Origin of the sequence: Castellaniella sp. FW104-7C03, assembly GCF_040276085.1 — a bacterium.
GTDB lineage: Bacteria > Pseudomonadota > Gammaproteobacteria > Burkholderiales > Burkholderiaceae_B > Castellaniella.
On record NZ_JBELOK010000004.1, the window covers coordinates 59,239 to 82,193 of the forward strand.

The window sequence follows — 22,955 nt, forward strand, 5'->3', positions numbered from 1 at the left end:
CCCGGGAAGCCCCGGGCCTGATTGATCAATAGCCTAGGGCAAAATCCTCGGCAGCCAGATCCATCAGAACACCTGGCCCTGCCTTCATGGCCTGGGCGTGCGCCAGCGTGCGCGGCAGGATCCGCTCGAAGTAAAACCGTGCCGTGTGCAGCTTGGCCTGATAAAACGCCTTGTCACCTTCGCCGGCCTTGAGTTTTTCGGCAGCAACACGCGCCATATCGGCCCAAAAATAAGCCAAGGTGACATAGCCCGAGTACATCAGGTAATCCACCGATGCCGCCCCCACTGCTTCGCGGTTGGTCATGGCCGACATGCCGATTTTCATGGTCAGGCTGCCCCACTCTTTGTTCAGCTCGGCCAGGGGCTTGACGAATTCGGAGATCGCACGGTTGCCACTATTGGCCTTGCAAAATTTGTGCACAACCTTGGTAAACGCACGCAGGGTTTCACCCTGTGTAAGCAGCACTTTACGCCCCAGCAGGTCAAGCGCCTGAATCCCGGTGGTGCCTTCGTACAGCATCGAGATACGGCTGTCACGCACGTTTTGCTCCATCCCGTGCTCGGCAATATAACCATGGCCGCCAAACACCTGGACGCCCAGGTTGGCCGCTTCAAAACCGGTTTCGGTCATGAAGGCCTTGGCGATCGGTGTGAGAAAGCTCAGCAGTTTTTCGGCCAACTCGCGTTGCTCGGCATCCGGACTGTAGTGGGCAATATCCACTTGCTGCGCGGCGTAATACAGCAAGGCACGGTTGCCTTCTGCAAACGCTTTTATGGTCAGCAGCATGCGGCGCACGTCCGGGTGGACGATGATCGGATCAGCGGGCTGATCGGGAAACTTTGCACCGCTCAGGGCGCGCATCTGCAAGCGATCCTGGGCATAGCGATGGGCTCCCTGAAACGCCACCTCTGCGTGGGCCAACCCCTGGATGGCCGTGCCCAGGCGAGCCGTGTTCATGAACGTAAACATGCAGTTCAGGCCCTTGTTGGCCGGTCCGATCAGAAACCCGGTGGCACCGTCGAAATTCATCACACATGTGGCGTTGCCGTGAATCCCCATCTTGTGCTCGATGGCACCGCAGCTGACCGCATTGCGGGTACCTGGCTGACCATCGGTATCGGGTAAGAACTTGGGGACGATAAACAGCGAAATGCCCTTGGTGCCCGCAGGTGCATCCGGCAGGCGGGCCAACACGATATGGACGATATTTTCGGCCATGTCGTGTTCGCCGGCTGAAATGAAAATCTTCGTGCCGGTAATGCGGTAGCGACCATCAGCCTGGGGTTCAGCCCGGGTGCGCAGCATGCCCAGATCAGTTCCGCAATGGGATTCTGTCAGGCACATCGTGCCCGTCCATTGCCCCGAGACCAGTGGCTCAAGATAGGTCTTTTGTTGCTCGGCCGTACCGTGCGCCTGTAGCGTGTTCATGGCGCCATGCGACAAGCCCGGGTACATGCCCCATGCCCAGTTGGCTTCGCCCATCAGCTCGCTGATGGCCATGCCAAGGGATTCGGGCAGGCCCTGGCCGCCATGGGCCGGATCGTGCGACAAAGCTGGCCAGCCACCCTCAACATACTGCTGATAGGCGTGCTTGAAGCCATCGGGGGTTTTGACACCGTCAGCCGACCACGTGCACCCTTGGCGATCACCCACCTGATTCAAAGGCGCCAGCACCTCTTCACAGAATTTGGCGCCTTCTTCGAGAATGGCTTTAACCATATCCGGGCTGGCGTCTTCGCAACCTGGCAAGGATTGATAGTGGGCAGGGTAGTCTAGAACCTCATCACGCACAAATCGCAATTCGCGCAGAGGAGCTTTGTAATCGGGCATCTCCAGGTCTCCGGATGGTCGCCGGCCAGGCGACAGACACCCGGTACGGCAGTTTTGATATTAATTCAAACGATCGTTTGAATTTAAGTCGAGATTGCACCGGAAGTCAAGGGCAAAAATAAAGAGCCCCGACCGGAGCTCTTTGGCGTCACCTGCCTGGTGCTTGCAGTGAAAGCAGACACCAGATGTATGGTTAGTTTTTACCGACCTGATCGCCGATAATACCGCCAATTGCTGCACCACCCACAGTGCCTAGAATGCCACCACCGGTAATCACAGCCCCCGCGACACCACCAATACCGGCGCCAGTTACGGTGGATTTTTGGCGATGGGTCATGCTGTCCCAGGAGGAACAGCCCGCCATGGCTGCGGCCAGGGCCACAACTGCACCGAGTTTTCCGAGGGTACGAATGGTCATAGAGGTTCTCCTACTGTTGATTACCCGTAGGTGTTATACCCCAGGGCCCACCCGACAGGTGTGAGTCAACGCTACAGATGTTTCGTCAGCAGGCGGGCTCACCGTATGCCAAGGTTTATTTGACCAGCGACAACACCGCCTTGAAAGCGGGATGCGCGGGGGTCTCCAGCCATTCGTACAGCGTCATTTCGACGGTGGCGATCTCAAGCCCATACTGTTGCCAGCGCTGGCACGCCGTGTCGTGGTCGAGGGTTCGCCGGGAGCCCACCGCATCGACCAGCAATACCGGCTGGTATCCGGCACGCGCCAGGCCCAGGCCGGTTTGTAACACGCAGATATGTGCTTCTGTGCCTGCCAGCAACACTCGGGGTCTGTCAGCGGGCCAATCCTGCAGAAACGCAACTTCCCGACACGCATTGAAGTGCGTTTTGGCCACGATGTGATCGACATGGCGGGAAAGTTCCGGGTGAGTGGCTCCGATTTTTTCAGGCCAGTGCTCGGTTGCCCAGACAGGCACCGCAAGCAGGCGAGCCGCCTGCGCCAGGCGGGCTACCCGTTGGCGCAAGTTTTCTGTGTCATGAATGGCAGGCAGCAGCTTCTCTTGCATGTCCACAATCAGCAGCACGCTGGATTGCGCAGATAACAGAGCATCCTGACATTGCAGGTGCCCGGACACGGATTTGCTCATTTGAGGGCCTTGTACCGAATGCGCCGCGGACGCGCGGCATCATCGCCCAGACGCTGGCGCTTATCTGCTTCGTACTCCTGGTAGTTGCCGTCAAAGAACACAACCTTGGAGTCTCCCTCAAAAGCCAGGATATGGGTGGCGATACGATCCAGAAACCAGCGATCGTGGCTGATCACCATCACGCAACCGGCAAACTCAAGCAAGGCGTCCTCGAGCGCCCGCAACGTTTCTACGTCGAGGTCGTTGGAAGGCTCATCGAGCAGCAACACGTTGCCACCGGCAATCAGGGTCTTGGCCAGATGCAACCGCCCTCTTTCACCACCAGACAATTTGCCAACCTGCTTGTTCTGATCGGCCCCCTTGAAGTTGAAGCGCCCCAGATACGCACGCGCCGGCATCTCGAAGCGCCCCACGGTAAGCAGATCGGCACCATCCGAGATGCTGTCGAACACCGTTTTATCATCGGGCAGGGAGTCGCGCGACTGATCGACATAGGCCAGCTGCACGGTTTTACCCAACACGACTTCACCGGAATCCGGTGCCTGCTGGCCGGCCAGCATCCGGAACAGCGTAGACTTGCCGGCGCCATTGGGACCAATAATGCCCACAATGGCACCCGCGGGTACCTTGAAGCTGAGATCATCGATCAGCAGGCGATCACCAAACGATTTGGACACGTGACGAAATTCGATCACCTCGTTACCCAGGCGCTCGGCCACCGGAATAAAGATTTCCTGGGTTTCGTTGCGCTTTTGGTATTCGTGCGAAGAGAGCTCTTCAAAGCGAGCCAAACGGGCTTTGGCCTTGGCCTGGCGGCCCCTGGGGTTCTGACGCACCCACTCGAGCTCTTTGCGGATGGTGCGCTGGCGGGCAGACTCTGCCGCTTCTTCGTGCTTGAGACGATCTTCCTTTTGCTCGAGCCAGGAACTGTAATTGCCTTTCCAGGGAATCCCATACCCACGGTCAAGCTCGAGAATCCACTCGGCCGCGTTATCCAGAAAATAGCGATCGTGGGTAACACCCACCACCGTTCCCGGAAACTGCCTGAGAAATACCTCGAGCCACTCGACGGACTCGGCATCCAGGTGGTTGGTGGGCTCGTCCAGCAACAGCATGTCGGGTTTGGACAGCAATAGGCGGCACAAGGCCACCCGGCGCTTCTCACCGCCAGACAAGGTGGCCACCGAGGCGTCCCAGGGCGGCAGACGCAGGGCATCGGCCGCGATCTCCATCTGGGTTTCGATATCATCGCTGCCACTGGTGGCTGCCGCCGCAATCACCGCTTCGAGGTCCGCCTGCTCGGCCGCAAGGGCATCGAAATCGGCGTCGGGCTCTGCATAGGCTGCATACACTTCGTCGAGCCGCTGACGGGCCTGGAATACCTTGCCCAAACCCGCTTCAACCGCCTGACGCACCGTGTGCCCGGGATCCAGTTGAGGTTCTTGAGGCAGATAACCGATTTGCAGGCCCGCCATCGGGATGGCTTCGCCTTCGATGTCGGTATCCACCCCTGCCATGATTTTCAGCAGGGTGGATTTGCCCGACCCATTAAGACCCAGGACGCCAATCTTGGCCCCTGGAAAAAAAGACAAGGAAATATCGCGGAGAATCTGCCGCTTGGGGGGCACAATCTTGCCCACCCGATTCATGGAATACACATACTGCGCCATGGCATCACCGTGAAAGCTTGCAGCCAAGGGATTTGGCCGCACAAAGCCCTGATTGTAGGCCGCCCGGTACAATCGGAGAAATCTGCACTTTGTTCCTCACGAGAACCACCATGGCTTCCATGCTTGCCTTCAATTCTGACGAAACCAACTTACTGGGCCGCACGGCAGATGCCCTGTGTGCCTACATGGGCAAACCGGTGATTGCCGAGATCGTGGCCGAGCCCGACGAGGGCTTCGAGTGGGCCCTGTTTGCCATCCCCTTAAGCCCGGAAGAAGCCTCCAAAGAACTGGCGCATGTCCAGGTGGGCGGGCCAGGCACCCGTTTTGCCGGCAATTGCGGCGGGCTCGATCTCAGCGACGGGCAATCGCTGGATTGTGAGTTTTTATGGGCGATTCAGCTATCCAACATCACCGGCAACCGCTACATCAAGGTAGATGCCAGCGGTGAAGAAACAGGTTGGTCGGATAATCTCGCGGAGTTGCTGCCGTTTCAGTTGTCCGAGCCACAATTGCCAGACGACGAGGACGACTGATCAGGTGGTGAGGGGGTGTTTTTCACCGGCGACGGATTCTCGCAGCTTGTCACGCACAAACAGAATAGCCCCTATGGGCCACATCAGCACCACCAGCAGCCACGATATGGGATGTGTCAGGCGTCGGCCCTGCGGCCGGGCCACACCGCGCGTACGCAGGTGCAGGGAAAACCGCGTATAGCGGGCTCCTGCCGCCAAAAATGAGCCCGGCTGATAACGTAGCCATGGCAGGCAGCACTGCACGGTATCGTAGGCCAGCAACCAAAGCCCCAGCGCATGCCGGCTGCCATCTGCCGCCCGCCCCTGGCGCGACAGGCTGTCTGCGCTATCGTGATACACCCTGAATACCTGATTGACGAAGCGGGTAAGATAGCCCGCACGCGCAATGGCACGCCACACCAGGCTTTCGGGGACAAACCCAGGAATGTCTTCGGGAAACGGAAATTGCCGCAACACATCCGTGCGCAGGCAGCCAAATTTTTCGCCACGCACATGATGGCGAAAAGTCATGTCCAGCGAGGTGACATCCATCACATCCTGCGGGTACATGTCTCCCACAACGCGGCCGTCGTCATACGCACACAGGCCCGTAATGGCCACGTACTGAGATCGCAGCCCAGGCGCGATCTGGTCCCACACCAGCGCCATCTGATAGAGCGCATTGGGGTCAAGCTCGTCATCGCTGTCGATAGCCACCAGCCATTCGCCACGGGCTTCTCGTACACCATGATTGAAAGCTGTTTTTTTATGTTGATTAGGTTGCCAAACGTAACGTATGGGGAAACTGGCTTCCTGTTGCCAACTCCGTACCAGTGTACGAGTTTGGTCGGTAGATCCGTCGTCAACCACCACCCATTCAAAATCCTGAAATGACTGCTCTTGGAGCGATCGGTACACACGGCCCAGCGTGTGAGCCCGGTTGAAGGTGGGAGTGACCACGGAAAACAAATGACGCCAGCCAGCCATGCCGGTGAACTCCTCTTGTCTTCTTGGCCTCATGATACCGGCAAAAAAAAACCACGAACGCGGATGTCCGTGGTTTCCCCGATGCCGAATTGTATGTAAACAATACGGCATGCCAAGCGTAAGTTAGACGCGCTTGACCTTCTCGAGCATCTTGAAGATGCCCTTGGGCGAGCGAACGAAAAGACGCTTGAACGCTTTACCAAGGCAGCGGCGTTCGAGCGTATTGCGCCGCGTGCGTTTGATTTCTGCCATGGAGTTCTCCTGGGTGTAAGGCAAGCCTAAATGCAAAACACGCTATTTTAGCAAACTTCATCTCAACCTTGCATGTGCCGGCGATGGACGGGCGTCATCTGGTAACAAATCCATCCTGCCGGCATCAGAACTGCGCGTCCGGCAAGACCTGTTTTAGCGGATCAGGGGTATCCCGCCCATGCGTGCCATGGCCGGATTATCATGGCGCAATGAACGCACCCATCCGCATTTTTGGCGCCCGTCAGAACAACCTGAAAAATCTGGACGTCACCATTCGCACCGGCGAACTCCTGGTCATCACCGGGGTCTCGGGTTCCGGCAAATCATCTCTGGCCTTTGACACTCTGTATGCAGAGGGGCAACGCCGATACGTGGAAACTTTCTCGCCCTATGCGCGGCAGTTTCTGGACCGTATGGACAAGCCACAGGTTGATCGCATCGAAGGCATTCTGCCGGCCATTGCCATCGATCAGGTGAACCCGGTGCGCAACTCGCGCAGCACCGTAGGCACGATGACCGAGCTGAATGACCACCTGAAACTGCTGTTCGCACGTGCCGGACACGTGCACTGCGTCCGGTGCTCGCAGGCCGTGCGGCGCGATAACCCCGGCAGCATACGGGCGCAGCTGGACGCCCTGTGTGCCGCCGCGGATCCTCGTCTGGTGGTTACTTTCCCAGTTAATGTGCCCGGCAACTTTACCGAAGACGAGGTACGTGGTTTTCTTGAGCAGCAGGGCTACACCCGGGTATACCAGGCCGCGGCAGACCAGACGGCTGAAGCGGGCCAGGCAACACCCAAATCCGCCAGCCTGTCCCGCCGCCTGCAGGTGATTCAAGACCGCTTCCGCCTGGGCAACGCAGAGCCCGAACGCGTGGATGAAGCACTGGAAACCGCTCTGCACCAGGGAAACGGCCGCCTGACCATCCATGCGCTGTTTGACGACCACGAAGAAGCCTGGCGATTTAGTGCCGGGCTGCATTGCGCACAATGCGACATCGAGTACAGCAATCCTTTGCCCAGCACGTTTTCGTTTAACTCGCCACTGGGCGCCTGCGAAGCATGCAAGGGCTTTGGCCGCGTGATGGGCATCGATTACGGCCTGGTCATCCCCGATGAAACCCACACCCTGAAAGACGGGGCCGTCAAGCCCTGGCAAACGGCCAGCTATAAAGAATGCCAGCAGGAGATGGAACACTATGCCCAGAAGGCCGGCATCCGGCTGGACACACCCTGGCGGAACCTTACCGCTGCAGAAAAATCCTGGGTGATCCACGGCACCCCCGACTGGAAAGGCGGCCGCTCTGCATGGAAACACCAGTGGTACGGGATCCAGCGCTTTTTCGATTGGCTTGAAACCAAAGCCTATCGCATGCACGTGCGGGTACTGCTATCCAAATATCGCAGTTATACGCCCTGCCCCAGCTGCCAGGGCTCGCGGCTGAAGCCAGACGCCACCTTGTGGCGGCTGGGCCAAAGCACTGAGACCATCCCGGGATACTCGCGGTTCAGTCCGGTGCACGCCCATTGGTCTGCGCAACAGCTGGCTGGCTTGCCCGGCCTGGGCATCCACGACCTGATGGGGCTGCCCATCGAGCGCGTACGCGACTGGTTTGAACATATCGAGCTCGGCCAGCTGCTGGACGAACCACTGGCCGAACTTCTGGATGAAGTACGCACCCGGCTGAAGTTTCTATGCGATGTCGGCCTGGGTTATCTCTCCCTCGACCGGCAAAGCCGTACGCTATCGGGCGGCGAGGTGCAGCGCATCAACCTGACGACGGCCTTGGGCACCTCGTTGGTGAACACGCTGTTTGTGCTCGACGAACCCTCCATCGGCCTGCACCCTCGTGATATTCACCGCATTGTGCAGGTGATGCAGCGCTTACGTGATCACGGCAACACGCTGGTGGTGGTCGAACACGATCCGCAAGTGATGGTGGCCGCAGACAGGATTCTGGACATCGGGCCAGGCCCGGGCGAGCGCGGCGGGGAGATCGTCTTTGACGGCACACCGACGCAGCTGTGTGAATCCCACACCCTGACGGGAGATTACTTCAGCGGGCGGCTGCGCATCGAAGCTCCGCGCCCCATGCCCGTAGCCAACAACACCCCGCGCCTGTTGCTGCAAGGCGTACAGGCCCATAACCTCAAACACCTGGATATTGCCATCCCGCTGGGCCGCCTGGTATGCCTCACCGGGGTTTCGGGGTCAGGCAAGTCCACGCTGGTGCAACAAGTGCTTTACCCAGCACTGCTCAAGCGGCTGGGCCGCCCCACCGAAGCCCCCGGGGCTTACGATGCACTGCTGGGCGCCGAGCAGATCGCTGACGTGGTGATGGTCGACCAGACACCGATCGGCCGCACGGCCCGCTCCAATCCAGCCAGCTATGTCGGCGCATTTGACGCCATCCGCAAACTGTTTGCAGGCACAGAGATGGCCCGCGAACGTGGCTACACCCCCGGTACCTTCAGCTTCAACACGGGCGATGGCCGTTGCCCCGGTTGCGGCGGCACAGGTTTTGAACACGTCGAGATGCAGTTTCTGTCTGACGTGTATTTGCGCTGCCCCGACTGCAATGGCCGGCGCTTCCGTCCACAGATTCTTGAGGTGCGTCTTGAGCACCTGGGCCGCACTGCATCCATCGACGAAGTGCTGGACATGACAGTGAGCGAAGCGCTGCTGTTTTTCAAGGGTTTGCGAGATGTGCAGTGGGGGCTGGCCCCTCTGGCTGATGTCGGGCTGGAGTACGTCCGCCTGGGCCAACCGGTACCCACGCTTTCGGGGGGTGAAGCCCAACGCCTGAAGCTGGCCGGTCATCTGGCCACGGCGGCGAAATCCCGGGCACCGCAAGGCATGCTCAAGGGCAGCCTGCTGCTGTTTGATGAGCCCACCACCGGCTTGCACTTCGATGACATCGCCCGCCTGATGCGCGCATTTCGCAAACTGCTGGCCGCCGGCCACTCCTTGCTGATCATCGAACACAACCTGGACGTGATCCGCGCGGCCGACTGGGTGATCGACCTGGGCCCCGAAGGGGGCGATCAGGGCGGGCAGCTACTGGCTGAAGGCACACCAGAGGCGCTGATGCAGCACGCCGATTCTTACACCGGGCAAGCCCTGGCGGATTACATGCGTCAGCTGGATGCCCCCCGCCTCTCCCTGGCCGAGCCCTCACCCGCACGACGGCAAGACCCCGCCAGCCCGGACATCCACATTGTCAATGCGCGCGAGCACAATCTAAAGGGGATCGACGTTCACATCCCCCGCCAGGCCTTTACCGTGATTACTGGTGTATCGGGCTCGGGCAAATCCACATTGGCCTTTGACATCCTTTTCAACGAAGGCCAGCGCCGTTACCTCGAATCGCTTAACGCATATGCCAGGGCCATTGTCCAGCCCGCAGGCAAACCGGACGTTGATGCCATCTATGGCATCCCGCCCACCGTGGCTATCGAGCAGCGCACCAGCCGTGGCGGGCGCAAGTCCACAGTTGCCACCATGACGGAGATCCACCATTTTCTGCGCCTGCTGTATGTGCGATTAGGGACGCAGATGTGCCCGGATTGCCATGTGCCGGTGGCCCCGCAGACACCCGGGCAAATTGTCGCGCAACTACTCCGCGACCACGCCGGCGAGCATCTGGGTCTGCTGGCGCCGCTGGTGGTGGCCCGCAAAGGGTATTACACCGATCTGGCCAAATGGGCGGCCTCACATGGTTACTCGCACTTGCGGGTGGATGGCCAATTCATACCGGTCAGCCCCTGGCCACGACTGGATCGCTACCAGGAGCACACCATCGAGCTTCCGGTTCGCGACCTGATCGTGGATGTGCGCGACGAGAGCAGTCTGCGCGAGGCGGTGCAGGCGGCACTGACATTGGGACACGGCACCTTCCGGGTGCTGGCCGGCCTGACTGCGCCGGAGCCCAATACGCTGGCTGAGCGCCGGGCAGCAGGGTTGGCAGCCAACCCCCGACAACTGACGTTCTCCATTAAACGTGCGTGCCCCAGTTGCGGCACCAGTTTCCCCGAGCCCGATCCACGGCTGTTTTCATATAACTCCCGCCATGGCTGGTGCCCGGAATGTTTCGGCACCGGGCAGATGCTGGCCGGGTTTACCGAAGAACAAACGGGCGAAGAATCCGCCTGGCTGGAAGCCCCTGCAGACGATACAGCCACCGAATGCCCTGCCTGCCATGGCCAGCGCCTCAATCCGGTGGCACTGGCCTTTCGCTGGCATGACCGCTCCATTGCACAACTGGCCGCCTTGCCGGTCAGTGACGCCCGGCGATTCTTTTCCAGTCTGGGCACCCAGGGGCGCGAGGCCGAAATCGCGCGCGATATTCTCAGCGAAATCCGCGGCCGGCTGAACTTCATGATGGATGTGGGCCTGGGCTATCTGGCACTGGATCGGGCCGCCCCCACTCTCTCGGGTGGTGAGGCTCAGCGGATTCGCCTGGCGGCCCAGCTGGGCTCCAACCTGCAGGGCGTGTGCTACGTGCTGGACGAACCCACCATCGGCCTGCACCCGCGGGATAACCGCATCTTGCTGGAGGCCCTAGGTCGGCTGGAAGGCAACGGCAACACGCTGGTGGTGGTTGAGCACGACGAAGAAACCATTCGTCGGGCCGAGCACGTGATCGACATCGGCCCAGGTGCGGGGGTGCGCGGAGGCATGGTCGTGGCCCAGGGCACTGTCGAAGACATTGCACACAACCCGGCTTCACTCACGGGCCGGTACCTGCGCCATCCGCTGCAACATCCCATGGGCGTGCGGCGCCCTGTCGATGCGGAGACGCCGGCCATCGAGATCATCGAGGCCAGCCTGCACAACCTGCAGCACGCCAGCGCCCGCGTGCCCCTGGGCCGTCTGACCGTCGTTACGGGGGTATCCGGCTCGGGCAAATCGACACTGGCTCGCGAAGTGCTTCTGGACAACCTCAGCCGCCGCATCAACAGCCGCCTGTCCGTACCCTGGCAGGGCTGCCGGGATATCCATGGCTGGGACGCCATCGATCGCGTCCTCGAAGTCGATCAGACGCCCATCGGCAAGACACCCCGCTCCTGCCCCGCCACCTATGTGGGCTTTTGGGACGACATCCGCACGTTATACGCCAGCACGCGCGAATCCAAGCTGCGTGGCTGGACACGCTCGCGGTTTTCATTCAATACCGGCGATGGCCGTTGCCCCGAGTGCGAAGGCCAAGGCATGCGCACCATCGAGATGAGCTTTTTGCCAGACGTCAAGGTACCCTGCGAAGCCTGCCACGGCGCACGATTCAGCCAGGAAACCCTGGACGTCCAATGGAACAGCCGCAGCGCAGGGGATGTTCTACGGATGGAAGTGGATGACGCCATCGGCCATTTTGCGGCACACCGCAAGATATCGCGAGCCCTGCGGCTGATGCAGGATGTAGGGTTGGGTTATCTCACGCTGGGGCAGCCATCTCCCACACTCTCGGGCGGTGAAGCCCAGCGCATCAAGCTGGTCACGGAACTCACCAAAGCCCACCTGGATGAAGGCCTGCTGCACACCGGCCGCGCATCCCGGGCCCCGCACACCCTGTATGTCCTTGACGAGCCCACCGTCGGCCTGTCTACCGCCGATGTGGAAAAATTGATCCGCGTGCTGCATCGCCTGGTTGAAGCAGGCCACTCGGTGGTGGTGATCGAGCACAACCTGGACATCATTGCCGAAGCCGACTGGATCATCGACCTGGGCCCCGAGGGGGGGGATCAGGGCGGGCAGGTTGTTGCACAGGGCAGCCCCGAGGCACTGGCCGACACAACCACCCACACCGGGCAGATTTTGGCCGAGTTTCTACAGCGCAACGCACATCCGGCATGACAACACCCAAAGATCTGGCAGCGCCCTGCAACAACACCCCAGTGTGTGTGTTTGAAAACCGTCTCACCGGCTGGCGCCTGGCCTTACATCAGTTGCAAGGCCGGATTGCCGTGCACCGGCCGGCGGATCTGCCCGCTGCCTGGGCGGCCATCGAACAAGCCCGTCAGCAGGGCTACTGGGTGGCCCTGTTACTGGACTACGAGCTGGGCGAATGGCTGGATGCTTCCTCGGCACGCCCGGACAAAGACACGACAAGCGATACCCCTCGCCTGACTGCCCTGATTTTTGCACGAGCCAGCGAGCACAGTGACGAACCACCCGCCAAGCCAGACCTGCCACCGGCCGCGGATACACCTGTCACACCAGATAATCCCGATACGGCCTTGCGCACGACTCCCACGATCTCCCAGGCCGCCCACCAGCAGGCAGTGGACACCATTCGGGACGGTATTGCGCGCGGGGACTACTATCAGGTGAACTACACATTGGCCCTGACACTGGACTGCCCTCTCCACAGGACACCAGACGAGATCTATCGACAATTGCTGGATCGGCATCCAGTGGCCTACGCAGCCTGCATCCAGGACGAATCGCGCTGGATCGTTTCACTTTCGCCCGAACTGTTTGTCGCCAGACACGGGGACCGCCTGGTGACACGCCCCATGAAAGGCACTGCGCCACGCGACCCGGATCCGGTGCGCGATCAGGCCCTGGCAAATGAGCTCTTGCACAGCGCCAAGAATCGCGCAGAAAACATCATGATCGTGGATTTGCTGCGCAATGATCTGGGACGCATTGCGACGCCCGGCAGCGTGAAGGTAAGCAAGCTGTGTCAGCTTGAAGGCTACCCGTCTGTCTGGACCATGACCTCCACCATCCAGGCAGAAGCCCCGCAAGCTACGCTGGCAGATGTGATTCACGCACTGTTTCCGTGTGGATCAGTCACCGGCGCCCCAAAAATTGCCGCGATGCAGGCCATTCGCCAGCTGGAGCAACGTAAGCGGGGCATCTACTGTGGCAGTGTGGGCTGGCTGGCACCCAACGGGGATTTTTCCCTGAATGTGGCCATCCGAACACTGGAAATCCGGGAGGATCAGGCACAATTTGGCGTTGGGGGCGGAATTGTGGCGGATTCGGACGCCCAGGAAGAATGGCAGGAATGCCTCTGGAAAGCGAGGATTCTTCATGCCTGATGTTTTGCATCTAACACCAAACAGCACACCTGAGCTCATCGAAACCATGCGGTTGCATGCGGGCCGTATTGCCCTGTGGCCCTTGCACCGCTCACGCCTGTTGGCGTCGGCGGCCAGCCTGGGGTACAAAGCCGACGCGCAGGCACTGGATGCCAAGGTACTGGCGTGCATCCAGAAAACCCTGTCCGATGCAAGCCGGCAGCACCCCGCACCAAACGTCCCAGACGCCACTGCGGTGGGCCAGTCGTGGCGAGTGCGCCTGCTGCTTGCGCAAAACGGAGAAGTACAGCTGACAGCCGCTGAATTACCGGAAACCCCCAGCCCGGTGACCATTGCCCTGGCCTGCGACGTCCTGTCTCAGGGTAACGCTCCATCTTCCACTGCGGATCCGGCCGTGCATTGTCTGGACGCCTCCAACTCTTGGTTGCGCCACAAGACAACGTTTCGGCCGTGGTACCAGGCGGGACAACACTGGCTGCAACAGCACCCAAGCTGCTTCGACCTCATCTTTGTCAACCAATCCGGCCACCTGTGTGAAGGCAGCCGCAGTACGATATATGTCCAGGACTCGCAAGGACGCTGGCTGACCCCCCCTGTTACCGAAGGGCTGCTGCCGGGAGTAATGCGCCAATCGCTGCTAAACGATAGCCATGTCAGCGAGGCCCGGCTAAGCCTGCACGACATGCACACGGCGCCTGCCCTGCGCGTCTCGAATGCACTGCGGGGCTGGCTGGATGCCCGGCTGGCTGGGCCGGCAATGTTCCTGGATATCTAACAGGGATACTGACAGGAAACACAGTCTGGTCAGAAGAACAGCTTTACCCTGACGTCACCATCTATTAGAATCGGTGGATCGCCCGCAGGGCGGGCACTTTTTTAACCCCGGTGATACCTGGCTTTTATGCCGTACACCGCAGCAAGAATCCATCCGCCCATGCCGCCGCCTCATTCCCGATCTTCCATATTTTCTAGCCCCTGGATCTCCCGCTTCACCAAGTTGGCATTTTGTGCAGGGCTTGCTGTGCTGGCCGGTTGCGCCACACAGCTCCAACAAACAGCCCAAGCCAATTCCAACCATCTGCTGCGCGACAGCTATCTGCTCAGCACGCAGTCAGACCCCCTCGGCGCATGGCTCCACAGCCAGGACAACCTGGCAATCAACTACCCACAATCGGGGTCTACCACCACCCCATCTCCCAAGACACTGGCCAGCACCGCGATGAAATTTCTCGGGGTGAAATACCGTTATGGGGGCGACGCGCCCGGCGAAGGCTTTGACTGCAGCGGGCTGGTGGCTTATGCGGCCGAAAAATCACTGGGCCTGAAACTGCCCCGCACTGCTCGCAGCCAGGCGCAAGAAGGCATCTCCGTCAACCGCAGCGAGCTTCGCCGCGGAGACCTTGTTTTCTTCAATACCCTGGGGCATCGGTTTTCACATGTAGGCATCTACCTGGGCGATCACAAGTTTGTGCACGCACCGCGCAGCGGGGCGTCCATCCGTGTCGAAAGCATGGACATCGCCTACTGGCGCAAGCGCTACAACGGCGCGCGCCGCCTGCAAAATCTGCCAGAAACCGCACAGCGCTAAACCAGAAAACTACCTGCTATATGCCAGGCCACCCTTGCGGTGGCCTGATTCAATTCAGGTGCAGCGGCGCACGCGCCGTACCCGGCTGCGCGCGCAAGGGACACGTCTTGCAGTAGCCCGACTGATCCAATGCCTGCTGCATGCTGCACACCGACCGGCGGCATGCCAGTACCCGGACACCTGCCCGTTGCGCAGCCGCGCGAAACGTCTTCATGACGTTATGGCCCAAAAAGTCAGTCAGCAAAATCACCAGATCTGTACCTGAAGGCAAAGAAGCCGACTTCTTTTGGTGTGCGGGATCGCGACCACTGATGTGATGACGAACAGCAATATTGTGGTCTCGAAGCAGATCCGGAATATTGCCCAGACGGTCTGCACCCACCACCAAAGCCTTGACTTGAGACTGATCCATGACATGATCCCTGAAGCAAGAACATGGCTACCCGGAAGTGAGTGCCATCATCCATATTTGGATAACTCAAATAATAATCATTCTTATTTATAAACGCAATTGGTTTTTGAGGACACGCGCTGCGAGGCAAGATTCAGTCCACTGTCAGCCCCTGTTCAGATACCTGTTACCAGGACACGCGCAGAATAGCGGCCATAAAACCGACAGGAGACGATGTCATGAAAAAGATTTTTCGGCACACGTTATCGTGTGCAGCCGTTGCGCTGGCGTTAGGTTTAACCGGCACAGCCAGCCAGGCAGCTGGCAACGAAATTTTGCTGGGTGCATCTGTACAGCTGACCGGGCCTGTGGCCAATACAGGCCGCTACTATAACGATGCCTACAAGCTGGCAGTTGACCAGATCAACCGCAAGGGCGGTGTGACGGTTAACGGTAAAAAGTACACGCTGGCCCTGAAAATCTACGACAACCAATCGGATGTGAATCTGAGCGTGCGTCAATATACCCAGCTTGTATCGCAAGACAAGGTCAACTTTTTGCTTGGCCCCTTCGCCAGCAACTTTGCCCTGGCAGACTCCGCTGTATCAGAGAAATACCAGATCCCGATGGTACAGGGTGGCGGTGCCTCCGATCAGATCTTTGCGCGTCATTTCAAATACGTGTTTGGCACGCTGGCACCAGCCAGCAATTACTTCAGCAGCACCATCAAGGTGTTCAAGCAGCTGAAGCCCCAGCCCACCAAGGTGGCCTTGCTGTACGCAGATGACTCTTTTGATGTCTCGGTGGCAAACGGCACCCGTCCCCTGCTCAAGGCCTCTGGTGCAGACACGGTACTGGACGAACGCTACAGCTCGAATGCCAGCAATTTCAATACCTTGCTGTCACAAATCAAGTCCAAGCAGGCAGATGCCGTGCTGGTGGCAGGCCACGAGACAGAAATCCTGAACTTCATCCGGCAGGCCAAGAGCCTGGATGTCTCGCCCAAGTTTTATTCATTTACGGTGGGCGTACCCAGTGACGATTTCCGTAAGGCACTGGGCAAAGATGCTGAATACGCCTTTGGCATGACGGCCTGGTTGCCCAGCCCCACCCTGAAAGACGACTGGTTCGGCGATGCCGCACAGTTTGCAAAAGCATGGGGTGCCCAATATCGCTACGAACCCGACTATCACGCTGCCTCGGGGGTTGCGGATGTGGAGGCGCTGGTAAAGGCAATTGAAAAAGCCAATTCCCTGGATCCGAAAGCCGTGCGCGACGCGCTGGCCGCCAGCAACTTCCAAAGCCTGTACGGACACATCAAGTTTGCCGACAACGGTCAGATCCACCTTGATCAAACCGTCATCCAGGTACAAAACGGCAAGCCTGTTGCAGTATTTGACGGCGAGAAGTTTCTCAAGCAGCCACAATACCCGATGCCAGACTGGGCAAAGCGTTAATCCTTCCAGGACGCCGGAGCCGACACCTTGGACCTACTGCTGCAAGTCCTGATCAACGGCATCCTGCAGGGCGGGCTGTACGCCATTGTGGCGCTCGGCCTTGCCCTTGTATGGGGAGTGCTGAATATTGTCAATTTATCCCACGGCGCCTTCATTATGCTGGGCGCCTATATCTCCTGGTACAGCTTCCAGTGGCTGCACCTCGACCCATTTCTGGGCCTGCCACTGACGGCGCTGGTGATGTTTGGAGTGGGCTACGGCATCCAGCGGGGGATCCTCAATCTCATCGTCCGATCCCCCATGTTCAACACCTTGTTGATCACGTTTGGCATGGAGGTGGTTCTCACCTACCTGGCCCAATTGGTGTTTTCAGCCGATTTTCGCACCATCAACCCGGTTTACTCCGGGCAGAACATCACCATTTCAGGCATCACGATCCCGCTTGTGCGTCTGGGTGCCTGTGTCATGGCTATCGTCCTGACGCTGCTGATGTGGTATTTCCTGCTCAAGACGCGGCTGGGCCTGGCGATCCGGGCGACCGCCCAAAATTTGTCGGCAGCCCGGCTGTATGGGGTTGAACCCCGGCACCTGTATGCCGTGACGTTTGGCCTGGGGTTGGCCCTCGCGGGGGCAGCGGGCGGCCTGTACGGTACGGTTTCACAGATCAACCCATATATCGGCGCCACCTTGACCGCAAAGTCGTTTGCAATCGCCATCATCGGTGGCCTGGATACACCGCTGGGCGTGATTGCCGGCGGGCTGATCCTGGGGCTGATTGAATCCCTGACCGCGCTGTATATCGGCGCCACTTATGCCGATGTGGCCAGTTTCGGAGTGCTGGTAATGGTGCTGATTGTTCGCCCCACCGGCCTGTTGGGGAAGACAGCATGAAAACACTTCGCCTCCCCCTGATCATGCTGGTACTGATTGCACTGGCCGCCCTGCCCTGGTACGGCTCCGACACACTGGTACAGTTTGGCATCAGCACCCTGCTGCTGGCGGTGCTGGCACAAGGCTGGAACATCATCGGTGGCTATACCGGCTACCCCTCCTTTGGCAATTCGGTGTTTTTCGGGCTGGGTGCGTACGGCGTGGGCATTGCCATGGTGCAATGGCAATTGCCGTTTGCAGCAGGCATGGTCTTTGGCGTGGTGCTGGCAGTCGCCTTTGCGGTGCTTCTGGGCATCCCGGTGCTGCGTCTTAAAGGCCACTACTTTGCCATCGCCACACTGGCACTGGCCCAGATCATGGCTGCGATTGTGTCCAATGTGCCGCTGGCCGGGCAAAACATCGGGCTGGTGCTGCCGCCGCTCAATGATGACCGTATGTTCTACGAGCTGTCCCTGATCCTGCTGGTCGCCGCCACGCTGACCGTGTGGTGGCTGACTCGCAGCCGCTTTGGCTTTGGCCTGATCGCCATCCGCGAAAACGAGGAAGGCGCGGTGGTGATGGGTGTGGACACAACACGCTACAAGGTGCTGGCCTTTGTGCTGGCCGGCATATTCAGCGCGCTGGCGGGCGGGATCCAGGCCTACTGGATTACGTTTCTGGATCCGGCCAGCGCCTTTGACATCACGCTTAACGTCAAGATGATCATCATGGCCGTTTTTGGAGGCCCCGGCACCATCCTGGGCCCAATCGTCGGCTCGTTTATCCTGTCCGCCATCTCTGAGTTGCTCTCCAGCGAGATCACCAGCATCGCGGGGCTCTTCTTTGGGATTGTGATCGTGGTGGCCGTGGTACTGATGCCGCGTGGCCTGGCCGATGTGGTGCAACGCTTTCACAAGCTGGGCTGGCGCTATTTTGTCGACAACATCCGGACAAACCGCATATGAGCCCGATTCTTGAAGCCCGGCAACTGACGCGCCGTTTCTCGGGTCTGGTCGCGGTGCACGACGTCAGCTTCACCTTGTCTCCCAGAGAGATCCTGGGATTCATCGGCCCTAATGGTGCGGGCAAGACCACGCTGATCAGCCTGCTGAGCGGCACACTGGAACCCACGGAAGGCGAAGTCTGGTTTGATGGCCGGCGCATCGACCGCCTGGCGGCCTTTCGCCGGGCGCGGCTAGGCATCGGCCGCACGTTTCAGATCATGCAACCGTTTCCAGGGCTATCGGTACTGGATAACGTGGCCGTGGGCGCACTGTTTGGCAGAGGCCAGGGAGAATCCCACCTGGCACGGGCCAGAGAAAGCGCCCGCGAATGCCTGCAGTTTGTCGGCCTGGGCAAACACATCGACCATCGTGCCGAAGATCTTGGCGGCCCCGACCGCAAGCGGCTGGAGCTGGCCAAGGCGCTGGCCATGCAACCCCGCGTCCTGCTCTGTGACGAAGTCATGGCGGGCCTGAACCTGGTTGAAATCGACGAAGTGATCGACATCATCCGTAAGGTTCGCGACACGGGGATCAGCATTATCGTCATCGAACACGTCATCAAAGCCATTCGCAACCTATCAGACCGGATCATGGTTCTGCACCATGGCGAAAAAATTGCCGATGGCCCGCCCGATAGCGTCCTGAGCGACACACGGGTGGTTGAAGCCTATCTGGGAAAAAAACGCACATGAATACGGCAGCCACTCCACTCCTGCGTATCCAGGGCCTCAGTGCCGGATACGGACTAGTTCAGGTGCTCCAGGACATCACACTCGAGGTACGGGAGGCCGAGTTTCTGGCTTTGGTAGGCAGCAATGGCGCAGGCAAAACCACCTTGCTGCGCGTCCTGTCGGGCCTGCTGCCCAGTGCCGCCGGCCAGATCCTTTGGCACGACACGCCTGTTCAGGGCAGCACACCCGACCAGATCTTCCGCCATGGGATTGTGCAGGTGCCCGAAGGCCGCCAGCTGTTTCCGCGCATGTCGGTTCAGGACAACCTGCTGATGGGCGCCTATCGCAGAAGCAACAAGGCAGACATCCAGCACGACCTCGACCAGGTTTATCAGCAATTTCCTCGCATGGCCGAGCGCCGCAAGCAACTGGCAGGCAGCATGTCAGGGGGCGAGCAGCAGATGTGTGCCATGGCACGTGCCCTGATGGCACAACCACGCCTGCTGATGGTGGATGAAATGAGCCTGGGGCTGGCCCCCATCATTGTGGACCAACTGATGGACAGCTTGGCTGCCATCCGTGCACAGGGGGTCACCATCTTGCTGGTAGAACAGGATATCCATCTGGCCCTGGCGGGCGCAGACCGTGCCTATGTGCTGGAAACAGGCCGGATTGTGCAGGAAGGCCCGGCAGCCCAACTGCTGGAAGATCCCGAGCTTAAGCGCGCCTACCTGGGGGTATAGACCGCCACCAGCATCGGCAGCGGCTTGCGGCCAAAGAAGATAATCAGGCGACCTGGCGAACAGCGACGGTTACGGGCGCAATCACATCTGAAACCCGATCGCGGGTGAGCTCTGGTGCAAGCATCTCGAGCAGTACATAGACGTAATCGCGCAGGAAAACACCCCGTTTGATGGCCACACTGGTGGTGTGCTGGCCAAACAGATGGCCTGCCGGCATCCCCACCAGGCTCTTGTCGCGCCGGGGGTCGAATGCCATACCCGCAATGATGCCAATGCCAAGACCAATATCGGCGTATGTTTTGACGACATCCGCATCAATGGCCTCGAGCACGATATCGGGAACGATACCCGCTTCTTCGAACGCGGCATCGATGGCTCGACGCCCTGAGAACGCCCGATCGTACGTGACGATAGGGTATTGCGCCAGATGCTCGAGCGTGAGGTGCCGGGCAGCGCTGGAGGTGAGGCTGGTGAGTGGGTGATCAGGCGGCACCACCAGGGTATGCTCCCAGGAATACACTGGCAAGGCCACCAGGCCCGGCGTGTCCGCCAGGGTTTCAGTAGCGATGGCGAGGTCGGCCTGCTCGTGCAGCACTAGCCTGGCCAGATGCTCAGGGTTACCCTCGGCCAAAGACACGTGCACCTTGGGAAACCGCTTGCGAAACGCCGGAATCACCTTGGGCAGCAGATAACGAGCCTGGGTGTGAGTGCAGGCAATTACCAGGGCACCTTCATCGCGCTGGGCAAACTCGTCGCTGACCTTTTTTAAATTGTCTACTTCGCGCATGATGCGATCGATGACGGCAGCCACCGCAACGCCAGGCTTGGTGAGACCTTTGAGGCGTTTGCCATGACGCTCGAAGATCTTGATGCCCAGTTCATCCTCGAACTCGATGATGGACTTGGAAACCCCGGGCTGCGAGGTATACAGCGTACGCGCCGCTTCAGTGAGATTGAAGTTGCGACGGATGGTTTCCCGGACAAAACGGAACTGTTGAAGATTCATGTCATGGCCTTATCTGAAGCGCCATTATATGGAATATAAAACATTGTCTTTATTATTTTTTATTATATGCTTAGGTAAAAAAATAACCACTTATCGACTGTTTGGTACACCCAGGGCCAAGCAAACCCAATAAAACAGGCCTGTGTATCCAAGCAATACACAGGCCCGGCAAGCATACCGATCAAGCCAGATTATTTCATGGCGATGGTGGTGTTGATGTCTTGGGGATGCGCATGCCAACGTGCCGTGATGGTTTTGGTTTGCGTCCAGAAATAAATGGACTGCCGGCCATTGGGGCCCAGATCACCCAGCTTGGAGGCCCGGGAGCCCGTAAAGCTGAACCAGGCCACTGGCACAGGGATGGGAATATTGATGCCCACCTGGCCGACATCCACGTTGCTCTGGAAGTAGCGCGCATGGCCACCATCCTGTGTAAAGATGGAGGTGCCATTGCCGTTGGGATTGGCATTGATGAACTCGACGGCTTCCTCGAGTGTATCCACCAACACCACTGACAGCACCGGCCCGAAAATTTCTTCTTCGTAGATAGTCATGCCGGCCTTGACCTTGCTGAAAATGGTGGGGCCCACAAAGTTGCCTTTTTCGTAGCCGGATACTTTGATCCCGCGGCCATCCAGCACCAGATCAGCGCCTTCGTCCACCCCTTTCTGGATAAGTCCCTCGACACGTTGCTTGGCTGCCGGTGAAATCAGCGGACCAAGATCAGCGGCACGATCCATACCGATATTGACCTTGAGCTTTTTGGCACGATCGACAAAATCAGGCAGCCACTTTTGGGCCTCGCCCACCAGCACCAGCACCGAAATAGCCATGCAGCGCTCGCCGGCTGCGCCAAAGGCGGCGCCCAGCATCGAATTAAGGGCAGCTTCGCGATCAGCGTCCGGCATGATGACGCTATGGTTTTTGGCGCCCATCATGGCCTGGCAGCGTTTGCCGGAATTGGACGATCGGCGGTAGATTTCGGTGCCTACGCGCGTAGAGCCAATAAAGGATACTGCCTTGATATCCGGGTGGTCGCACAAGGCATTGGCCACGTCAGGGCCGCCATGCACCACGTTGAGCACACCGGGAGGCAGGCCGGCCTCGAGGGCCAGCTGGGCCACCATGAGCGACGCCGTGGGATCTTGCTCGGAGGGCTTGTAGACAAAGGTGTTGCCCATGGTGACGGCAATCGGGAACATCCAGCAAGGCAGCATCACCGGGAAATTGAAGGCCGTGATACCGGCGCAAACACCCAGGGGTTGCAACACGTTATAGACATCGATACCCGTGGCAGCGTTTTCGGCGTAATCGCCCAGTTGCAACACGTTGGCCGACACAGCGTGCTCGACCCCTTCGAGGCCACGGGCGACTTCGCCTTCGGCATCAGGCACGGTCTTGCCATGCTCACGCGAGAGGACCTCGGCAATTTTAGTGGTGTTTTCGCGTAGCAAACGGGCCAAGTCTGTCATGATCTGACGGCGTTTGGCCTGACTGATATGACGCCAGGTCTTGAAAGCTTCTTTGGAATTGGCAACCGCGCGCTCGACCTCGGCGGGCGTGGCAAATGGCACCCGGGCCACCACTTCTTGGGTAGCCGGATCGATGACGTCCCGCCATTGCGTGGTTTCGGATTGAACCAGCTTGCCATCGATCAGCAGCGGGACGCGTGGAATATCGCTCATGAAATGTCTCCTGGTGAATCAGATGAATTCTGTTGTTCAGCGTCCGGGCAAGCAGCATCGCACCACCCGCGCTGTTTCTCGGTTCAGTGTAGTTGTGTAAAAAAGTTATTGCTAGGAAAATATTTGCACATTGCTTGACG

19 protein-coding genes are annotated in these 22,955 nt (G+C 59.3%); 10 read left to right on the plus strand and 9 right to left on the minus strand.

The window, feature by feature from the left end; all coding sequences use genetic code 11:
- Nucleotides 1-25 precede the first annotated feature (25 nt).
- The 4 genes from ABS758_RS05790 to ettA form a co-directional block, all read right to left on the minus strand.
- Nucleotides 26-1,831: an acyl-CoA dehydrogenase C-terminal domain-containing protein gene (locus ABS758_RS05790; protein WP_350382017.1), complete on the minus strand. Its 1,806-nt coding sequence runs from the start codon at nucleotides 1,829-1,831 to the stop codon at nucleotides 26-28.
- A 193-nt stretch (nucleotides 1,832-2,024) separates the two neighbouring features.
- Complete coding sequence (locus ABS758_RS05795; RefSeq protein ID WP_350382015.1) at nucleotides 2,025-2,249, minus strand: YMGG-like glycine zipper-containing protein; 225 nt, start codon at nucleotides 2,247-2,249, stop codon at nucleotides 2,025-2,027.
- A 115-nt stretch (nucleotides 2,250-2,364) separates the two neighbouring features.
- Nucleotides 2,365-2,937: an isochorismatase family protein gene (locus ABS758_RS05800; protein ID WP_350382013.1), complete on the minus strand. Its 573-nt coding sequence runs from the start codon at nucleotides 2,935-2,937 to the stop codon at nucleotides 2,365-2,367.
- A complete protein-coding gene (gene ettA, locus ABS758_RS05805) occupies nucleotides 2,934-4,607 on the minus strand; it encodes an energy-dependent translational throttle protein EttA (RefSeq protein ID WP_350382037.1) in 1,674 nt (557 codons plus the stop codon). Before ettA ends, ABS758_RS05800 begins: the two co-directional genes overlap by 4 nt.
- Before the next feature lie 110 nt (nucleotides 4,608-4,717).
- Between ettA and ABS758_RS05810 the strand changes: the two genes are divergently transcribed.
- A complete protein-coding gene (locus tag ABS758_RS05810) occupies nucleotides 4,718-5,140 on the plus strand; it encodes a hypothetical protein (RefSeq protein ID WP_350382012.1) in 423 nt (140 codons plus the stop codon).
- Here ABS758_RS05810 and ABS758_RS05815 read toward each other — a convergent pair whose 3' ends face one another.
- Both ABS758_RS05815 and ABS758_RS05820 read right to left on the minus strand, forming a co-directional pair.
- On the minus strand, nucleotides 5,141-6,106 hold the full coding sequence (locus ABS758_RS05815) for a glycosyltransferase family 2 protein (protein ID WP_350382011.1): 966 nt from the start codon (nucleotides 6,104-6,106) through the stop codon (nucleotides 5,141-5,143).
- Nucleotides 6,107-6,229: 123 nt separating this feature from the next.
- Entirely contained in the window at nucleotides 6,230-6,358 is a 129-nt protein-coding gene (locus tag ABS758_RS05820) for a hypothetical protein (RefSeq protein ID WP_257215248.1), read from the minus strand.
- Between the two features lie 209 nt (nucleotides 6,359-6,567).
- Between ABS758_RS05820 and uvrA the strand changes: the two genes are divergently transcribed.
- From uvrA to ABS758_RS05840, 4 genes are all read left to right on the plus strand, one after another.
- On the plus strand, nucleotides 6,568-12,207 hold the full coding sequence (uvrA, locus tag ABS758_RS05825) for an excinuclease ABC subunit UvrA (RefSeq protein ID WP_350382010.1): 5,640 nt from the start codon (nucleotides 6,568-6,570) through the stop codon (nucleotides 12,205-12,207).
- Nucleotides 12,204-13,400 (plus strand): aminodeoxychorismate synthase component I, encoded by a 1,197-nt coding sequence (gene pabB, locus ABS758_RS05830; protein ID WP_350382008.1) that lies wholly within the window; start codon nucleotides 12,204-12,206, stop codon nucleotides 13,398-13,400. Before uvrA ends, pabB begins: the two co-directional genes overlap by 4 nt.
- A complete protein-coding gene (locus ABS758_RS05835; protein ID WP_350382006.1) occupies nucleotides 13,393-14,175 on the plus strand; it encodes an aminotransferase class IV in 783 nt (260 codons plus the stop codon). Before pabB ends, ABS758_RS05835 begins: the two co-directional genes overlap by 8 nt.
- Nucleotides 14,176-14,334: 159 nt before the next feature.
- A complete protein-coding gene (locus ABS758_RS05840; RefSeq protein WP_492304495.1) occupies nucleotides 14,335-14,988 on the plus strand; it encodes a C40 family peptidase in 654 nt (217 codons plus the stop codon).
- A 49-nt stretch (nucleotides 14,989-15,037) separates the two neighbouring features.
- On the opposite strand, the gene ABS758_RS05845 is transcribed toward ABS758_RS05840, so the two are convergent.
- Nucleotides 15,038-15,400, minus strand: coding sequence for a DUF2325 domain-containing protein (locus ABS758_RS05845; protein WP_350382005.1), 363 nt, complete (start codon nucleotides 15,398-15,400; stop codon nucleotides 15,038-15,040).
- Between the two features lie 218 nt (nucleotides 15,401-15,618).
- On the opposite strand from ABS758_RS05845, the gene ABS758_RS05850 reads away from it, so the two are divergent.
- From ABS758_RS05850 to ABS758_RS05870, 5 genes are read left to right on the plus strand one after another with little or no spacing between them, the layout of a single operon-like run.
- The gene (locus tag ABS758_RS05850) at nucleotides 15,619-16,836 is read left to right on the plus strand and encodes an amino acid ABC transporter substrate-binding protein (protein WP_350382004.1); all 1,218 of its coding nucleotides are present in this window, start codon (nucleotides 15,619-15,621) and stop codon (nucleotides 16,834-16,836) included.
- A gap of 27 nt (nucleotides 16,837-16,863) precedes the next feature.
- Nucleotides 16,864-17,727: a branched-chain amino acid ABC transporter permease gene (locus ABS758_RS05855; RefSeq protein ID WP_350382002.1), complete on the plus strand. Its 864-nt coding sequence runs from the start codon at nucleotides 16,864-16,866 to the stop codon at nucleotides 17,725-17,727.
- Nucleotides 17,724-18,671 (plus strand): branched-chain amino acid ABC transporter permease, encoded by a 948-nt coding sequence (locus tag ABS758_RS05860; RefSeq protein WP_350382000.1) that lies wholly within the window; start codon nucleotides 17,724-17,726, stop codon nucleotides 18,669-18,671. Before ABS758_RS05855 ends, ABS758_RS05860 begins: the two co-directional genes overlap by 4 nt.
- Entirely contained in the window at nucleotides 18,668-19,402 is a 735-nt protein-coding gene (locus ABS758_RS05865) for an ABC transporter ATP-binding protein (protein ID WP_350381999.1), read from the plus strand. The genes ABS758_RS05860 and ABS758_RS05865 overlap by 4 nt, the downstream gene beginning before the upstream one ends.
- Nucleotides 19,399-20,124 carry an ABC transporter ATP-binding protein gene (locus ABS758_RS05870; protein ID WP_350381997.1) on the plus strand — a complete coding sequence of 242 codons (726 nt, stop codon included), beginning with the start codon at nucleotides 19,399-19,401 and terminating at the stop codon, nucleotides 20,122-20,124. Before ABS758_RS05865 ends, ABS758_RS05870 begins: the two co-directional genes overlap by 4 nt.
- Before the next feature lie 43 nt (nucleotides 20,125-20,167).
- Here ABS758_RS05870 and ABS758_RS05875 read toward each other — a convergent pair whose 3' ends face one another.
- Both ABS758_RS05875 and ABS758_RS05880 read right to left on the minus strand, forming a co-directional pair.
- Nucleotides 20,168-21,130 carry a CysB family HTH-type transcriptional regulator gene (locus ABS758_RS05875; protein ID WP_350381995.1) on the minus strand — a complete coding sequence of 321 codons (963 nt, stop codon included), beginning with the start codon at nucleotides 21,128-21,130 and terminating at the stop codon, nucleotides 20,168-20,170.
- A 191-nt stretch (nucleotides 21,131-21,321) separates the two neighbouring features.
- Complete coding sequence (locus ABS758_RS05880) at nucleotides 21,322-22,815, minus strand: CoA-acylating methylmalonate-semialdehyde dehydrogenase (protein WP_350381994.1); 1,494 nt, start codon at nucleotides 22,813-22,815, stop codon at nucleotides 21,322-21,324.
- Nucleotides 22,816-22,955 lie beyond the last annotated feature (140 nt).

Excerpts from the sequence above, each read along its gene's own strand:
- ABS758_RS05790 (WP_350382017.1), bottom strand. The coding sequence starts at position 1,831 with ATGCCCGATTACAAAGCTCCTCTGCGCGAATTGCGATTTGTGCGTGAT.
- ABS758_RS05795 (WP_350382015.1), bottom strand. The coding sequence starts at position 2,249 with ATGACCATTCGTACCCTCGGAAAACTCGGTGCAGTTGTGGCCCTGGCC.
- ABS758_RS05800 (WP_350382013.1), bottom strand. The coding sequence starts at position 2,937 with ATGAGCAAATCCGTGTCCGGGCACCTGCAATGTCAGGATGCTCTGTTA.
- ettA (WP_350382037.1), bottom strand. The coding sequence starts at position 4,607 with ATGGCGCAGTATGTGTATTCCATGAATCGGGTGGGCAAGATTGTGCCC.
- ABS758_RS05810 (WP_350382012.1), top strand. The coding sequence starts at position 4,718 with ATGGCTTCCATGCTTGCCTTCAATTCTGACGAAACCAACTTACTGGGC.
- ABS758_RS05815 (WP_350382011.1), bottom strand. The coding sequence starts at position 6,106 with ATGGCTGGCTGGCGTCATTTGTTTTCCGTGGTCACTCCCACCTTCAAC.
- ABS758_RS05820 (WP_257215248.1), bottom strand. The coding sequence starts at position 6,358 with ATGGCAGAAATCAAACGCACGCGGCGCAATACGCTCGAACGCCGCTGC.
- uvrA (WP_350382010.1), top strand. The coding sequence starts at position 6,568 with ATGAACGCACCCATCCGCATTTTTGGCGCCCGTCAGAACAACCTGAAA.
- pabB (WP_350382008.1), top strand. The coding sequence starts at position 12,204 with ATGACAACACCCAAAGATCTGGCAGCGCCCTGCAACAACACCCCAGTG.
- ABS758_RS05835 (WP_350382006.1), top strand. The coding sequence starts at position 13,393 with ATGCCTGATGTTTTGCATCTAACACCAAACAGCACACCTGAGCTCATC.
- ABS758_RS05840 (WP_492304495.1), top strand. The coding sequence starts at position 14,335 with ATGCCGCCGCCTCATTCCCGATCTTCCATATTTTCTAGCCCCTGGATC.
- ABS758_RS05845 (WP_350382005.1), bottom strand. The coding sequence starts at position 15,400 with ATGGATCAGTCTCAAGTCAAGGCTTTGGTGGTGGGTGCAGACCGTCTG.
- ABS758_RS05850 (WP_350382004.1), top strand. The coding sequence starts at position 15,619 with ATGAAAAAGATTTTTCGGCACACGTTATCGTGTGCAGCCGTTGCGCTG.
- ABS758_RS05860 (WP_350382000.1), top strand. The coding sequence starts at position 17,724 with ATGAAAACACTTCGCCTCCCCCTGATCATGCTGGTACTGATTGCACTG.
- ABS758_RS05865 (WP_350381999.1), top strand. The coding sequence starts at position 18,668 with ATGAGCCCGATTCTTGAAGCCCGGCAACTGACGCGCCGTTTCTCGGGT.
- ABS758_RS05870 (WP_350381997.1), top strand. The coding sequence starts at position 19,399 with ATGAATACGGCAGCCACTCCACTCCTGCGTATCCAGGGCCTCAGTGCC.
- ABS758_RS05875 (WP_350381995.1), bottom strand. The coding sequence starts at position 21,130 with ATGAATCTTCAACAGTTCCGTTTTGTCCGGGAAACCATCCGTCGCAAC.
- ABS758_RS05880 (WP_350381994.1), bottom strand. The coding sequence starts at position 22,815 with ATGAGCGATATTCCACGCGTCCCGCTGCTGATCGATGGCAAGCTGGTT.